Origin of the sequence: Saccharopolyspora rhizosphaerae (genome assembly GCF_003931915.1) — a bacterium.
In the GTDB taxonomy this organism is placed as follows: domain Bacteria; phylum Actinomycetota; class Actinomycetes; order Mycobacteriales; family Pseudonocardiaceae; genus Saccharopolyspora; species Saccharopolyspora rhizosphaerae.
In genome coordinates this window covers 1-14380 of record NZ_RSAA01000015.1, presented here as the reverse complement: position 1 = coordinate 14380, position 14380 = coordinate 1, and the positions used below count along the sequence as shown (strand labels likewise).

The 14380-nt window shown below is 71.3% G+C and carries 13 protein-coding genes and 1 pseudogene; 8 read left to right on the top strand and 6 right to left on the bottom strand.

The genetic code is table 11. The features are described 5' to 3' along the window. Window positions 1–232: 232 nt before the first annotated feature. Complete coding sequence (locus tag EIL87_RS14925) at window positions 233–1699, bottom strand: NCS2 family permease (RefSeq protein ID WP_125091157.1); 1467 nt, start codon at window positions 1697–1699, stop codon at window positions 233–235. Between the two features lie 63 nt (window positions 1700–1762). Here EIL87_RS14925 and EIL87_RS14920 point away from each other — a divergent pair, with 63 nt between their 5' ends. After that, complete coding sequence (locus EIL87_RS14920) at window positions 1763–2062, top strand: DUF2530 domain-containing protein (RefSeq protein ID WP_125091156.1); 300 nt, start codon at window positions 1763–1765, stop codon at window positions 2060–2062. A gap of 142 nt (window positions 2063–2204) precedes the next feature. Here EIL87_RS14920 and EIL87_RS14915 read toward each other — a convergent pair whose 3' ends face one another. Beyond that, window positions 2205–2417 (bottom strand): zinc finger protein, encoded by a 213-nt coding sequence (locus tag EIL87_RS14915; protein ID WP_125091155.1) that lies wholly within the window; start codon window positions 2415–2417, stop codon window positions 2205–2207. A 501-nt stretch (window positions 2418–2918) separates the two neighbouring features. Between EIL87_RS14915 and EIL87_RS27940 the strand changes: the two genes are divergently transcribed. Both EIL87_RS27940 and EIL87_RS14910 read left to right on the top strand, forming a co-directional pair. After that, complete coding sequence (locus EIL87_RS27940) at window positions 2919–3038, top strand: Scr1 family TA system antitoxin-like transcriptional regulator (RefSeq protein WP_407690542.1); 120 nt, start codon at window positions 2919–2921, stop codon at window positions 3036–3038. Between the two features lie 274 nt (window positions 3039–3312). Then, a pseudogene (locus EIL87_RS14910) lies at window positions 3313–3480 on the top strand (hypothetical protein); the annotation flags it as partial. 107 nt (window positions 3481–3587) lie between these two features. Here EIL87_RS14910 and EIL87_RS14905 read toward each other — a convergent pair. Continuing rightward, on the bottom strand, window positions 3588–6566 hold the full coding sequence (locus EIL87_RS14905) for a sacsin N-terminal ATP-binding-like domain-containing protein (protein WP_125091154.1): 2979 nt from the start codon (window positions 6564–6566) through the stop codon (window positions 3588–3590). Beyond that, window positions 6563–7438: a DUF3027 domain-containing protein gene (locus tag EIL87_RS14900; protein WP_125091153.1), complete on the bottom strand. Its 876-nt coding sequence runs from the start codon at window positions 7436–7438 to the stop codon at window positions 6563–6565. The genes EIL87_RS14905 and EIL87_RS14900 overlap by 4 nt, the downstream gene beginning before the upstream one ends. A 180-nt stretch (window positions 7439–7618) precedes the next feature. Here EIL87_RS14900 and EIL87_RS14895 point away from each other — a divergent pair, with 180 nt between their 5' ends. The 3 genes from EIL87_RS14895 to EIL87_RS14885 all read left to right on the top strand — a co-directional run bounded on the left by EIL87_RS14895 (window position 7619) and on the right by EIL87_RS14885 (window position 10719). After that, the gene (locus EIL87_RS14895; RefSeq protein WP_233576322.1) at window positions 7619–8416 is read left to right on the top strand and encodes a glutaminyl-peptide cyclotransferase; all 798 of its coding nucleotides are present in this window, start codon (window positions 7619–7621) and stop codon (window positions 8414–8416) included. 179 nt (window positions 8417–8595) lie between these two features. Further along, the gene (locus tag EIL87_RS14890; RefSeq protein ID WP_125091151.1) at window positions 8596–10233 is read left to right on the top strand and encodes an MFS transporter; all 1638 of its coding nucleotides are present in this window, start codon (window positions 8596–8598) and stop codon (window positions 10231–10233) included. A 9-nt stretch (window positions 10234–10242) separates the two neighbouring features. Beyond that, complete coding sequence (locus EIL87_RS14885) at window positions 10243–10719, top strand: DUF2771 family protein (RefSeq protein WP_125091150.1); 477 nt, start codon at window positions 10243–10245, stop codon at window positions 10717–10719. A 124-nt stretch (window positions 10720–10843) separates the two neighbouring features. On the opposite strand, the gene EIL87_RS14880 is transcribed toward EIL87_RS14885, so the two are convergent. After that, complete coding sequence (locus tag EIL87_RS14880; protein ID WP_125091149.1) at window positions 10844–11239, bottom strand: cold-shock protein; 396 nt, start codon at window positions 11237–11239, stop codon at window positions 10844–10846. Between the two features lie 281 nt (window positions 11240–11520). On the opposite strand from EIL87_RS14880, the gene EIL87_RS14875 reads away from it, so the two are divergent. After that, window positions 11521–11682, top strand: coding sequence for a hypothetical protein (locus EIL87_RS14875; RefSeq protein WP_233576332.1), 162 nt, complete (start codon window positions 11521–11523; stop codon window positions 11680–11682). A gap of 186 nt (window positions 11683–11868) precedes the next feature. Here EIL87_RS14875 and EIL87_RS14870 read toward each other — a convergent pair whose 3' ends face one another. Continuing rightward, window positions 11869–12486 (bottom strand): HAD family hydrolase, encoded by a 618-nt coding sequence (locus EIL87_RS14870; protein ID WP_125091147.1) that lies wholly within the window; start codon window positions 12484–12486, stop codon window positions 11869–11871. 106 nt (window positions 12487–12592) lie between these two features. Here EIL87_RS14870 and EIL87_RS14865 point away from each other — a divergent pair, with 106 nt between their 5' ends. Next, window positions 12593–13555, top strand: a complete 963-nt coding sequence (locus tag EIL87_RS14865) for a R2-like ligand-binding oxidase (protein ID WP_125091146.1) — start codon at window positions 12593–12595, stop codon at window positions 13553–13555. Window positions 13556–14380 lie beyond the last annotated feature (825 nt).

The following is a 14380-nucleotide window of genomic DNA, read 5'->3' as shown; positions in this document are numbered from 1 at the left end:
CCGAACTTCCCGGTCGAACTGCGCAGTTCCAGGACCTCCCGACTCCACGCCGCGCCACCACCCCGGTCCGTCCGGCCGTGATCTCCCCACGCGTCCCACCTCCGGGCCGGAGACGCGTCGCTCCGGCGCTCATCGGCCTCGGGGTGGGACCAGGCGGCCGCGGTGGGCGGACGAAGCAGAGACGCCCGCGTCCGGGGTGTCGGACGCGGGCGCCTCTGCGCTGCGGGCTCGATCAGATGCCCAGGAGGTCTCCGAGCGGGCCGGAGGCGAAGTACAGCACGAAGGCGGCTGCCACGACCCACATCAGCGGGTGCACCTCACGGGCCTTGCCGGTGGCGCTGCGCAGCAGCACGTAGCTGACGAACCCGGCGCCGATGCCGTTGGCGATCGAGTACGTGAACGGCATGACCGTGATGGTCAGGAACGCCGGAAGCGCGATGGTGAAGTCCGACAGGTTGATCTGGCTGATCTGTCCCAGCATCATCGCGCCCACCACGACCAGCACCGGAGCGGCGGCCTCCACGGGCACGACCTGGTACAGCGGGGTCAGGAACATCGCCGCGAGGAACAGCACCCCGGTGACGACGTTGGCCAGACCGGTGCGAGCGCCCTCGGCGATGCCGGAGGCCGACTCCACGAAGACCGTGTTCGAGCTCGCCGAACCCACACCACCGGCGACCGCGCCGAGGCCCTCGACGCCCAGCGCCTTGCCGATGCCCGGGAGGTTCCCCTCCTTGTCGGTGAGGCCGCCTTCCTTGCCGAGACCGGTCATCGTGCCCATGGCGTCGAAGAAGTTCGCCAGCACCAGCGTGAACACCAGCATCGACGCGGCCAGCGCCGGCAGCCGCGTGAAGGCGCCGAAGGAGATGTCGCCGACCAGCGAGAGGTCCGGCAGTCCGGCGATCTGCTCCGGCAGCGCCGGGTAGCCCAGGTTCCAGCCGGTCTCACCGGTGTCGCTGGAGGAGCCGGCGTGGAAGATCGACTCGATGACGATCGACAGGAGCGTGGTGACCACGACGCTGATGAGGATGCCGCCGCGGACCTTGCGCGCGACCAGGATCGAGGTCAGCACCAGGCCGAAGACGAACACCGCCGTCGGCAAGGACGCGATCGAGCCGTTGATGCCCAGTCCGACCGGGACGGTGGTGTCGGCCGCGTCGGGAAGCCGGCGCACGAAACCGGCGTCGACCAGGCCCACGAAGGTGATGAACAGGCCGATGCCGACCGCGATCGCGGCCTTGAGGTCCGCGGGCACGGCGTTGAACACCGCGGTGCGGAAGCCGGTCGCGACCAGCACGAGGATCACGAGGCCGTCGACGACGACCAGACCCATGGCCTCCGGCCAGGTCACCTGCGGCGCGATCGTCACGGCCAGCAGGGTGTTGATGCCCAGGCCGGTGGCGATGGCGAACGGGTAGTTGGCGATCAGTCCGAACAGGATCGTCATGACACCCGCGACCAGCGCCGTGGCGGCCGCGACCTGCGGGATGGGAAGGATGTTGCCCAGCACGTCGTGCTTGGCGCCCGCGTCGGTCGGCGAAGCGCTGCCGAGGATCAGCGGGTTCAGCACGATGATGTAGGCCACGGTCACGAAGGTGACCAGACCTCCTCGAACTTCTCGGCCCACGCTGGATCCGCGCTCACTGATCTTGAAGTAGCGGTCCAGCAGCGAAGTCTTGCTCTCGGTTCTCTCCACCATTCGAACTTTCCAATCACGGTGGCCTGTGCGCGGGCCGTTGTTACCGGGAGTAGCCTGCCTGACGTGGCACAAGACGGCGAACGCGCCCCCTCCGACGCAGCTCACCGACCGGTCCCACCACTGCCGCGCAGGTTGGCGGACCCGACGCCGGTGGTGCTGTTCGGCACGGCCTTGTGGTTCGCGGGCGCGGTGCTGCTCGGCTGGCGCGACCTCGTCGACGGCAGCTTCGACATCCAGTTCTTCAGCTGCCTCGCCGGCACCGTGCTCGGCATCATCGGTTACGGGGTCTTCCGCTGGCAGCGCAGTGCTGCGCGCCGCGGCTCCCGGGGCTCCTGGCAGGGTCTCTCCGGTCTCGACACCTGAGACCCGCTGTCGAGGGTTGTTCGCTGACCGGCGCGGGTGGGGCGAAATCCTCGGACTGGGAATCCGAGCGGCTTCGTGCACCACTCCTGGTGCGCGCCAGTTCGTGGAGCGAACGCTCACGAGAATTGTCCCGCGTGCAGTCTCAAGATCTGTTCTTCAGGATTTCCCAGCAGGCGGAGCAGGTCGGTTCGACGATCCAGTCGATCTCGGTGGCCGTGTGCAGACGGGCCGCCTCGACCTGGATGCCGCAGTAGGATTCTGCCTGCTCATCGGGGCTGCACTTGAGCGCTGAGGCGGGGAAGGCGTGGCGGCTGCCGGGCAGCGGGCGCCAGACGTGGGTGAGGTGTTCGGTCAATTCTCCTCCTCGATCGGAAACATGAGACCGTCGCTCCGGAGAAGAGGGCAATCACGTTCATCAGGTCGTGTAGTGGTGGCGTCTCCGGCCCTGAGATCGAATTGCGCGTGGGACAACGGCTCGCGCACAGGGACGGGGAGGTTCGCCGACTCCGCAAGGACGCCGGGTTGCGCCGGGAGGAGCTGGCGGCGGTGTGCGCGGTTGGTCGCGAGCCACCCTCGGCCGCGCCGAGTCGGGCGAGGAGACCCCGAGCGGCATCGAGATCCCCTCGCCCTGGGAGCGCCAGGGGGTCCGCGGCCGCGAGCGCGCACGCCTCCTGGAGCTCGCGCACGAGGCGCACCGCACGCACTGGTGGGAAGCCGGTCGACCGGGACTGCCGTCCCAGCTCGTGTCGCTGCTGGAGTCCGAGCCGGAGATCACCGATGTCTCGCCCGGGTTTCGTTGCGCGACTGCTGCAGACCGCCGACGACGCGCGGGTCGTGATGCGCCGACGAGGAGATCGTGGCAGCCAGGACTTCCCTGCGCTTGAGCAGGCAACGCGCGTTGACCAAACCGAAACCCGTTGCGCAGCACGCACTCCTGGACGAGTCGATCCTCGCGCGGCCGGTGGGCGGTCCTTGATGAGCGCAGCTGCGCCACATCGCGAAGATGGCCTGCCACGACCACATCACCGTGCAGGTGATCCCCGCAGCGCGGCAGCGCCCATCGTCCACCTGGAACATCGGCGTGCCGGAGTGTTCCTCGACGACCCGGACGAGATCTGTCCGTTCCTCGACGCCGTCATCAGCGTGGAGGCGAAGGCGTAGTCCCCGGCGTACACCGCTGAGGTCGTCCTGGTGGGCGCGACGGCAGTGGTTGGAGGAAGCCGAGGTTCCGTGACCGGCGCACGTCCAGCCACAGCGGCGAGGAGGGCCACTGCGTCGAAGTTCGCCGCAGCGCCGACCGGGTCGGCGTCCGGGACAGTGAGTGGAGGAAGCGGTTCCCCTCCTGGGTGGTGAAGCGGAGGGTTCCGCCGTCGCGGTCCTTGGTGCAGCCGGCCGCGGCGCTAGGAACGCGGCGGTAGCCGCTGCACCAGTGGTGAACGGCTTCGTGGCGACCACGCCGGGACGCCGATGCGGAGCCGGTCAGGTTCCGCACCGCCACGCAGAGCAAGCCCTGAACGAGACGGCCCTAGCGCAGCAGGGTCGTGGCCTCCGGGTCGGCGAGCAGGGCTGCGAGGGCGAAGCGCTGTGGCCAGGCGTCCGCGGCCCAGGCCAGCGCTCGGGCGAGGCCGTCCGGGGTGCGTTCGGCGTGCACCGCGCCCGTGGGCTCGACCCACCAGTGCACCTGGTGCTCGCCCGTCGACGCCTGCACCCGCAGCTTGTCGTGGAGCGCGACCTCGCCGTGCGGGACCTCGACGCCCAGGAGCTCGCAGCTGGTGGCGACTCTCGCGACCTCGGACCAGCGCTGGACGCGCCCTCCGTCGCTGACGCGCAGCGTGTTCTCCTCCGAGGCCAGCGGCAGGTCGAGGAGTTCGGCCAGCGCTTCGGCCTCGAACTGCTCGGGGCTGCCGCCGGCGATGACCAGCGGGGCCTCCAGGACGCTGAGCATCCACGGCTCGTCCAGCACGACGGCACGGCCCGTGCTCACCACCGCGCCCGAGACCGAGCGCACCATCTCCGGCGGATCGATCTCGGCCGGGTCGACCACGCCCTCGGCAACGGCCTCGCCCAGCACCTGGTGGGCGCGCAGGGCGGTTCCGGCGCGGATCGCGCGGTCTGGGTCGCCGAGGCGTTGCAGCAGGTCTTCGGCGTCCTCGACGTCGTCGACGCGCAGTTCCGCGCGGACGCCCGCCAGCCGCAGGGCCTCCTGGTCCAGCACGACGTCGGGCACCGGGTCGTAGACGCCGGCGAGCTCCTCGGCCCCCGGCAGCCGCCAGTGCCGCGGCGGGTGACCTTCGACCAGCGCGTAGCGCGCGATCCACCAGGCCGAGTAGCCGTGCGGCTCGCGCAGCGCCTCCAGCGTCTGCGGGTCCCGGGTGAGCAGGCTGATCGCGGCGGGCCACGCGTCGTCGGCGACCAGGTCCAAGTCGCGGACGCCGATGAACCTCGCAGGCGGCCACTCCTCAGGCCGCTCGGCCTCCTGCTCGGCCCACCACTGCCGGGAGTCCGGGAACCTCTCGTCCGGCTCCACCGGGTCGTCCTCGACGTGCACGCCGAAGCCGTCCAGCACGCCGATCGAGGTCAGCAGCTCGGTGGGCCAGCGCCGCGCGATCTCGGGGTCGAGCACCGACAGCGGTGCTCCCTCGCCGAGGTGCTCGGTGTCGATGACCGACAGCAGCGCCGCCTCCGGCAGCAGCAGTTCGTCGGCACGGCGGAAGTCGCCTTCGTCGTCGGGCAGCGCCAGCGCGCGCAGCCAGTCGCGCGGGTGCGACTCCTCGACCAGGCGCAGCACCGCCTCGGCCAGCGGGCGCACGTCCACGCCCGCCAGGGCGTCGGACACGCTGTTGCGCACGGCGTCCGCCAGCGGCGGCGCGTCGAGCAGCTCGGCGGGTCCGGCCGGGTGCGCGCCCAACTTCTCCAGCAGCGGGTGGGTGGCCTCGGGATGGGCGATGCGCAGGCCCGAGATGTCCAACGTGGACAGCAGGGCCGCCGGGTCCAGGTCGCTGTCCGGCCGGCTGAGCAGCACGTCGCGCACACCGCTGACGGTGCGGCCGTCGGCCAGCGGGACCGGCAGCGCGGCGAAGTCCTCGCGGGCGTGCGGATCGGCTTCGTGCAGCGGCGCCAGAGCGTCGTAGAGCCGGTACCACCAGCGCGGTTCGCGGTTCAGCCCGCTGACCGCCTCGACGATCTCGGCGGCCCCGAGCCTGCGGACTTCGAGGGCGTGCAGCGCGCGGCGGTGCCGGGCCTCGGAGAGATCCGGGGCCAGCAGACCCGGCACGACGTCGTGCAGCAGTTCCACCAGCTCCGGAGTGCCGTGCTCCAGCGCGCGGGCTTCCAGCGGCGCCACCGGTTTCGAACCCGCACCGGGCAGCCACGCCGAGACCCGCAGCCGGTCGTTGACGCCCTGCCGCAGCTTCTCGTCCACATCGGACAGCGGGAACCCGGGCAGCGGCACCAGCGCGGTGCGGTGCTCGCCGGGGACCTTGTCGACCAGCGCCGGGTAGCACTCGGCGGCGAAGGTCAGCACCTCGTGGGTCGCGGGCGACGCCGCGGCACGACGCCGATCGGCCTCGACGGGCACGCTCGCCAGCAGCCGGGCCGGCAGCGACAGCCGCTCCTCGGTGGGCGTCGGGGTGTGCAGGACGTCCTCGGCCAGCGGGATCGGGACACCATCGGCGTCCAGCGGCACAGCCCAGGTGACCTGCCACTGCGCCTCCGAGCGGCGCTCCGCGCCCAGCCCGGCCAGCACCGAGTGGCTCAACGTGCCCGAAGCGCGGTGCACCAGCCAGCGGTCGCTGCGCACCGGGCCGTGCACCACGACGCGGTCGGCGTCCTCGTCGACGCGACGCCAGGTCTGGCGGCCGATCCGGATCTCGCTGAGCGCGGGCAGCGCCAGCAGCAGCCCGGGAGCCTGGTCGGTGCAGGAGTCCAGCAGCGCGGCGGCGTCCACGTCGGAACGCAGCGGCAGCCGGACCTCGGTGGTGAAGCCCTCCGGCGGCGACCCGTCGACCTCCCACGGCAACCGCAGCACCGGCACCGCGCCTTCGCGGCGGGACAGCTCTTCGGCAGGCCCGGGCAGCTCCGCGGCGGCCTGCCGGGTGCGCTCGGCGGAGAAGACGACGCCGCCCGAGGTGGACAGCACCGCCGGCTCGTCGGAGACGGCGAGCACCGCGGCGAACCCGACGCCGAAGCGCCCGACCGAGGCGCCCTCGCGCTTGGCCGACGCGCGCAGCGAGGCCAGCGCAGCCACGCCCTCGGCGGTCAGCGGAGCGCCGGTGTTGGCCACCCGCAGCTCGTCACCGACGAGCTCGACGCTGAGCACGCCGTCGGAACCGGCGGCGTCAGCGGCGTTCTGCGCGAGTTCGACCAGCAACCGGTCGCGGTAGCCGCCCAGGCGCAGGTCCTCTTCGGCGTTGGCGTCCTCGCGGAACCGGGTCGGCGAGGATTCCCAGGACTGCAACACTGCTCGCCGCAGTCCGACCGCGCCGAAGCGGTCCGGCTCGTTCACCCGCGCTCCGTGCCGCGGGGCTCGTACTCCAGCGTGGCGTCGTCGTAGACGATCTCGGCGACCGGGACCGTGGAGGAGACGTCCACCTCGACCTCGGAGTGGGCGCCGCAACCGAACTCGACGCTGACCACGCGGCCGTCGGCCGGGGCGTACTCGTTGGCGCACACGCCGAACGCGCCTCCCATCGACCCGGCCAGCTTCAGGAAGAAACCGCAGGTGCCGCAGGCCGCCGGGGCGAGCTTCGCGGTGTCGGAGCCCGGGCCGAAGTCGCCGGCGTGCCAGCGCTCGGCGGCCTCGCTGCGACCCTCGAAGCTGAGCACCCGCTTGCGGCCGAGCCCCACGTCCTTGGCGAGGTCGTCGAACGTCTCGTCGTCAGCGGTGAGGTGGCCGGGAGCAAGCCGCGGGTCGTCCGAGCTGGTCGGCAGCAGGTCACCAGCGCCCAGGTCACCGGGCCGGACGCGGTCGCGCCACGGCACCCAGTCCGGGGCCGTCAGGGCAGTCGGCCCGGGCAGCAGCACGACCTCGCTGACCGTGACCGGCTCTCCCGGTCCGACGCTGGCGACCGTGACGGCCCAGCGCCAGCCGACGTAGCCCGGGTAGTTCGACTCGAAGTAGTGCGTGACCGCGTGCGACCCCTCGGGTTCGACGCCCACGTGCGCACCAACGGGGGAGGTCGAGGAGTCGGACACGTCTCCCGTGGTGGCGGTGTCCAGGGTCAGCACCGGCGAGCCGATCGGGTCGGCACCCGGCCTGGCCTCTTCCTCCGCCGCAGCTCGGGCGACGTCCTCGGCCGCCGCGAGCTCCGGGTTCAACGGCTCGGCGGCAGGCTGCCCGGCGTCCTCGTACGGGGCATCCGCGCCTGGGCTGGTCATCGGAGCAGGCATAGGCGTCACATGCTCGATTGTGCCGTACGTGCTCTGCGACGCAGTCGGCTGTGTCGCCGCCGAGGCCGTCGGACCGCTGATCCGGAGCGGAGTGGCACTCGGAGTGATCGGGCGTGTCAAGCTTTCAGGGTGCGACTTGCTCAGACTGGACGTCTCGTGTGCGCGGTGCTGCTCACCGTCGGAGTCGGCGTTGCGTGCACGGCGCAGGTACCAGCGCAGCACGACGGCCAGGACGACCGCGAGCAAACCGATCAGGGCGTTGGGCACGCGGGAAGCCTGCCACACCTTCGAGTCGAGGTGATCAACGTGCTCCCGCACGACCGCTCCTCGTTCACTCAGGGTTTGGAAATCGCCGACGGCACCCTCTACGAAGGCACCGGTCTGCGCGGCTCCTCGCTGGTGCGCGCGGCCGACCCGCTGAGCGGAGCGGTGCGGCACGAGGTCCGGTTGCCGGCCGGGTTCTTCGGTGAGGGGATCACCGTCACGGGTGACCGTATCTGGCAGCTCACCTGGCAGGAAGGGGTTGCGTTCGAGCGCGATCGGGCGAGCCTGCAGGAGTTGCGCCGAGTGGAGTACCCCGGCGAGGGCTGGGGCCTGTGCTTCGACGGGCAGCGGCTGGTGATGAGCGACGGCAGCGACCGGTTGACCTTCCGCGACCCGGTGACGTTCGCGCCGGTCGGCGAGGTCTCGGTGACCCGCCGGGGTGCTGAGGTGGACGAGCTCAACGAGCTGGAGTGCGCCGGCGGGCAGGTCTGGGCCAACGTGTGGGGCAGCGACGAAATCATGCGGATCGATCCAGCGAGCGGCCGGGTCACCGCTGTCGTGGACGCGGCCGGCCTGCTGCCGCCGGAGCAGCGGGCGGGGGCTGACGTGCTCAACGGCATCGCGGCCGTGCCCGGGACCGACGAGTTCCTGCTGACCGGGAAGAACTGGCCGTCGATGTTCCGGGTCCGCTTCGTGCCCTGACGCTCCGGCCTTCGCTCGGCGGGGTGATCTCGGCTCCTCCTCCGTCGCCTGATCGTGTCCCGCTGCACTTCTCAGCGGGGTTCGCGCCTCTTCGTTCGTGGAGAGGTGCTCACGCGGCACCGGTGCGGACCTGGCCGTGGACCGGTCGGGAGGAGAGGAGGTGGGGCAGGATGTCAGTCATGGGGAGGCGTGGACGTGACCAGCAGTCGCCCGAGCCGCACGGCCGTCCGGGCTGGGGCGCCGGGCAGCGCGGGAAGCGCGGTTGGTACGCGGACCAGCAGCGGTCCGAGCAGCGGTTCGAGCCGCCGCCCGAGGCCGAGCAGCGGCGCTACCCCTGGCAGGACGACCCGGACTACGACCGCTCGCGCGCCTCGGCGGACCCGCTGCCGCCGCTGCCCGAGGACCACCCCGGCGCTGAGGAGCCCGAACCCGAGCAGGAGCAGCGCGGAACGCCACCGCCGACGAAGCTGACGGTCACCCGGGTCGCCGCGTGGCGCAGCCGGGACCTGACGCAGCGGATGGTCCGGCTGTTCTTCGCGCTGGCGCACGCCGACGGCGCGGACCGGTCCGGGCTGGCCAAGTTCACCTACGCCTGGATGTGCAACTACGCCGTCGACGCGGTGATGGCGGTCGCGCTGGCCAACACGCTGTTCTTCTCCGCGGCCACCGCCGAGAGCAGGGACAAGGTCGCGCTGTACCTGCTCATCACGGTCGCGCCCTTCGCGGTGATCGCCCCCGTCATCGGTCCTGCCCTGGACCGGCTGCAGCAGGGCAGACGGTTGGCGCTGGCCGCGTCCTTCGCGGTGCGCGTAGCTCTGGCGGTGGTGATGGCGCTGAACTTCACCAGCTGGCTGCTCTACCCGGCCGCGCTGGGCTGCATGGTGCTGTCGAAGTCCTTCGGCGTCCTCAAGGCCGCGATGACGCCACGGGTGCTGCCGAACCAGATCACGCTGACCAAGGCCAACTCGCGGTTGACCGCGTTCGGCCTGGCGGCCGGCGGGGTCGTCGGCGCAGTCGCGTCCGGGTTCGCGTGGTTGTGGGGCTCGGAAGGCGCGCTGTGGTTCATGGCCGCGATGGCCGCCGTGGGCGTGTGGCTGTGCTTGCGCATCCCGGGCTGGGTGGAGAGCACCGAGGGCGAGGTCCGGACCTCGATCGGCTCCCGGGATCGCGCGCGCACGGTGCCGCTGAGCGACCACGTCGTGGTGGCGTTGTGGGGCAACGGCGGTATCCGGGTGCTCACCGGGTTCCTCACGCTGTTCGTCGCGTTCGTGATCAAGCACGACACCCAGCACGAGCCCGCCATGCAGCTGGTGCTGCTCGGCCTGGTCGGCGGCGCGGCCGGAGTGGGCAGCTTCCTCGGCAACGGACTGGGGTCGCGGATGACCTTCGCGAAACCGGACCGGTTGATCACCAGTTGTCTGGGCGCGGCGCTGGTGGCGGCGACCTGCGCCGCCGTGCTGGCCGGGCTGCCGCTCGCGGTGGTCGTCGGACTGGTCGGCGCGACCGCCTCAGCGCTGGCCAAGGTGTGCCTGGACGCGGTGGTCCAGCGGGACATGCCCGAGGCCTCGCGCGCCTCGGCGTTCGGCCGCTCCGAAACGATCCTGCAGCTGTGCTGGGTCTTCGGCGGCGCGCTGGGCGTGCTGCTGCCACCGGAGTACTGGCTCGGGTTCGTGGTGGTCTCCGCGCTGCTGGCGCTGGTGCTCGCGCAGACCATCCTGCGCGGGCGCGGAGGCACCCTCGTCCCGGCTCTCCCGCTCCGACCACGCAGGCGGTCGGCGGGCGAACCGGCCACCGCCCGTTCGAGTGCCGGGTCGTAGGCTCTGACCGTGCATCGTGGACTGAAACCGCTGCTGGCGGTGGCCGCCGTCGCGCTCGCCGCCGGCTGCTCCTCCCCCAGCCAACCGCAGGTCACCTTCTACTCGCACGGGGACTCCGTGGCGGTCGAACCCGCCCAGCTCTGCGACCCGACCGGTCAGCAGTGCTCGCCCCCGAACCAGGAGGCGGTGGGCCGGCTGCGGATGGTCGGTCGCGACCCGCTGCAGATCTCGGTGCCCCGTGAGATCTCCAGCGCACCGTGGCAGGTGGCGTTCCTGTACCGCGGTCTCAACGGCGAGGAGCTGGACGGCCGCAGCCCGGTGTTCACCCCCGACGAGCGGCACTCCTACACGCTGCACCTGCCGCCGGACGGCGCGCGCATCGAGCACGTGGAGGTTCAGCAGTTCTCCGCAGTCCTCACCCAGGGCCCCGACGGAGGCGTCGACTTCGGGATCGGCGGCAGCTGGGTGCTCAACGTCCAGCAGTGAGTCCGACCCGACACGTTCCGGGTCCGAGCGCCGTGCACCTGAGGTGCACGAGCCCGGGCCCGGGGAGGCGTGCCAGGTTCCGCCACTGCACCGCCGCGCAGGTCAGCCGCGGCGTCCGCGCAGGTCAGCTCCCGCCCGGGTCGAGCTCACGGGCGACGGCGCGGACGACCTCACCGATGCGCTTGGCGGTCTTGCGGTCGGGGTAGCGGCCCCGCTGCAGCTCGGGCTGCACCTTCAGCTCGAGGAGCTTGATCATGTCCTCGACCATGCCGTGCAGCTCGTCGGCGGGACGTCGGCGCGCCTCGGTGACCGAGGGCAGCGGATCCAGTAACTTGACCTTCAACGCCTGCGGGCCGCGTCGGCCCTGCGCCATGTCGAAGTCGACGCGCTGGCCGGTCTTGAGCGCATCCACACCAGATGGCAACGCGGAGGAACGCACGTACACGTCCTCCCCGCCATCCTGGGTCAGGAAGCCGAAGCCCTTGTCCGAGTCGAACCACTTGACCCTGCCGGTCGGCACTGTCCTCACCGTTCCCTGTCGAATGCGCTGACCCGTCGCCGGGCCCATCTCCCTGCCAGTTCTTCCCGCCGCAACACGGCAAACACCCCGTCACGACGAAAGCGCCCCGTTCGCCACGCCTGTGCGCGCGCCGGGACGCGTCCCACCAAGCGTACCGCGAAGGTGGATGAAATCACCCATCCTTATCGACCAAGGCCGGTTGCACGGGCCTGTGCTGCGGTGAATACGCTGCTCACATGGCGAGCAGTTCACCAAGATCCACTGTACTTCCGATCGCACTCGTGATGTTCGGCGTCGGCCTGCTGGCCATCATCGCGATCTTCGGCTTGTTCGCCGCCGGCCACCAGGACCTCCCGGCGTGGATCAGCGTCGTCGCGCTGCTGTGCCCGGCCGGGCTGATCTTCGGCGTGATCGCGACGGTGCTCAACGCCCGCCGCCGCTAGGAGCGGGCCTCGCGACCACGGCGCAACCGCGGCCCAGGTGCCAGCTCGCACGGCGGCGGGTGCTGACCGGCGTCGGCGCGAGCACGCCGGGACGAAGTTCGACCACTCCGGGAGCGGCGCACGGAGTCGCTGGGAGCCCGGTCGCTGGGATCCCGCCCGGACCGCTGAGCAGCCCCTGTCCAGCCATCACACCCTGGTGGCCAGCCAGGAAGGGAACTCGGTCAGGTCGTTCAGCGCGACGTCCGCGCCGGCCTCGCTGAGCTGGGCGGCCGAGTAGGGTCCCGTCGCCACGCCCACCGCGGTCGCTCCGGCGGTGTGACCACCGACGATGTCGCCGAAGTGGTCGCCGACGTAGATCGTCGCCCCCTCGTCGAGCAGCACATCGCCCTTGCCCGCGCCGAACACGCCACCCGCGAGCCGGTCGACGTTCCAGCCCAGGGCCTTGAGGTGCAGGGCGGCGTTGGGTTCGTACTTGCCGGTGACCACCAGCGTCCGCCCACCGGCGGCGCGCACGGCCTCGAGGGCGTTGGCGGCTCCCGGCAGCGCGACCGTCGCGTCGATGACGACTGTCGGGTAGATCGAGCGGAAGTGGGCGGCGAGCTGCTTCACCACCGGCTCGTCGAAGCCGTACCCGCGCAGCACGTCCTCCAGCGGCGGCCCCAGGTTGGCCGCGAAGTGCTCCCCGTCGAGCTCGGTGCCGAACTCCTCGTTGAGGGCGTCGAAGGCACGGACCATGCCGGGCCGCGGGTCGATGAGGGTCATGTCCAGGTCGAAGCCGACCGTGAGTGCGCTGCGCTCGTCCATCGCCCTCAGAGTACGGATGCGCGCGACGCACCTTGACGCGAAACTGGCCCGTATCGAAACTGGCGGTAGTAACGCACTTCACACCACGGCGAGCCGGAGTCGTTCAATGACGAGCACACACCCCGCCCCACGCGAGGGCTTCCACTCCCTGCGAGCCCACGGCCTGAACTGGGAGTCGCTACCGCTGCGGCTGTTCAGCAAGGGCAACGCCAAGTTCTGGAACCCCGCCGACATCGACTTCAGCCAGGACGCCGAGGACTGGCAGCGGCTCACCGAGGACGAGCAGCGCAGCGTGGCCGGGTTGTGCGCGCAGTTCATCGCGGGCGAGGAAGCCGTCACCCAGGACCTCCAGCCGTTCATGGCCGCGATGGCCGCGGAGGGCCGCTTCGGCGACGAGATGTACCTGACCCAGTTCTGCTTCGAAGAGGCCAAGCACACCCAGGTGTTCCGGCTCTGGATGGACGCCGTGGGCCTCACCGACGACCTGCACGAGTACGTCTCCGAGAACCCCGGCTACCGGGAGATCTTCTACAAGGCGCTGCCCGAGACCCTGCAGGCGCTGCACAGCGACCCGAGCCCGAAGAACCAGGTCCGCGCCTCGGTCACCTACAACCACGTGGTGGAAGGGACCCTCGCGCTCACCGGTTACTTCGCCTGGCACAAGATCTGCGTCAGCCGCGGCATCCTGCCCGGCATGCAGCAGGTCATCAAGCGCATCGGCGACGACGAGCGCCGCCACATGGCGTGGGGCACCTTCACCTGCCGCAGGCACGTGGCCGCCGACGAGAGCAACTGGGCGGTGGTCGAGGACCAGATGGCCCGCCTGCTCCCGCACGCCATCGCGCAGGTCCAGTGGACGCCCGAGGACGCTCCCGAAGAACTGCCCTTCGCCCTCGACAAGGAGGAGCTCACGGCCTACGCCTCGGACCGCGCGACCCGGCGCCTCGGCGCGATCTCCAGCGCCCGAGGCATGCCGCTCGCCCAGATCGACGTCGACGCCGAGCCCGAAGCCCTCGAAGACCGCTTCGGCGCCGAAGACGCAGCAGAACTCGCAAAGCTCCGGTCCTGACGGCCGTGGGGGAGTTCCGGCTGGCACTCCCCACCCGATCCGCAGCGAGAGCCGAGAACCACGACGACTGCGCGGGCCCCCGTCACCACGCTCCCACGGAGGTCTTCCCCCGCCCCTGGGTCGACACGGCACCACCCGAGGGCACGCCGTCGCTCACGACATTTCGCGTGAATGTCGTGAGCCTGCCGCAGCACCCCTGACCTGCGCGAACACGCACGGCTGTGCAGGCGAGCGTGACGTGTGGGGAGCTAGGGGCGTCACCCTCCCGGCGAGGATGTCGTGAGCACGACTGCGTCGTGAGCCGCGCGGTCTCGCCCTGGCGTCCGGCGGGCGCCTCGTGTGGGGCTGAGGAGCGGGTGGTGGCGTTGCGGAGGCAGGGGCGCGCCCCGGCGTCCGGGGGCGCGCCCCTGCCTGTCGAAGCCAGCCTCCCACCGTTCGTCCCTCGTGGACGCTCGTCGGGGGTCTCGACGACGACGTCGTGGACCTGGTCAGGCTCTCTCTTCCTCGTGAGGTGCGCGGAGGTCAGCGAAACCGCACCCCCTAGCTCACGTCCACCGTGGGGGAAGGCGGGTGAACCCACCCCTCGCGACCACACCCCGGCTTCCACGGATCGCGCCCACAGCGCTCAACCACCGCCTCGACGAGGAGGGGGGAGAGAGAACCGCTCCTCCTCCGACGAAGCGAGGACGAGTTCCGCTCGGAACTCCCCCACCCCGTGGGTCACTGGAGGCGGAGGAGGTCGAGGGCTTGTTGGCGCATCTCGACCTTGCGGACCTTGCCGGTGACCGTCATCGGGAACTCCTCGACCACGTGCACGTAGCGCGG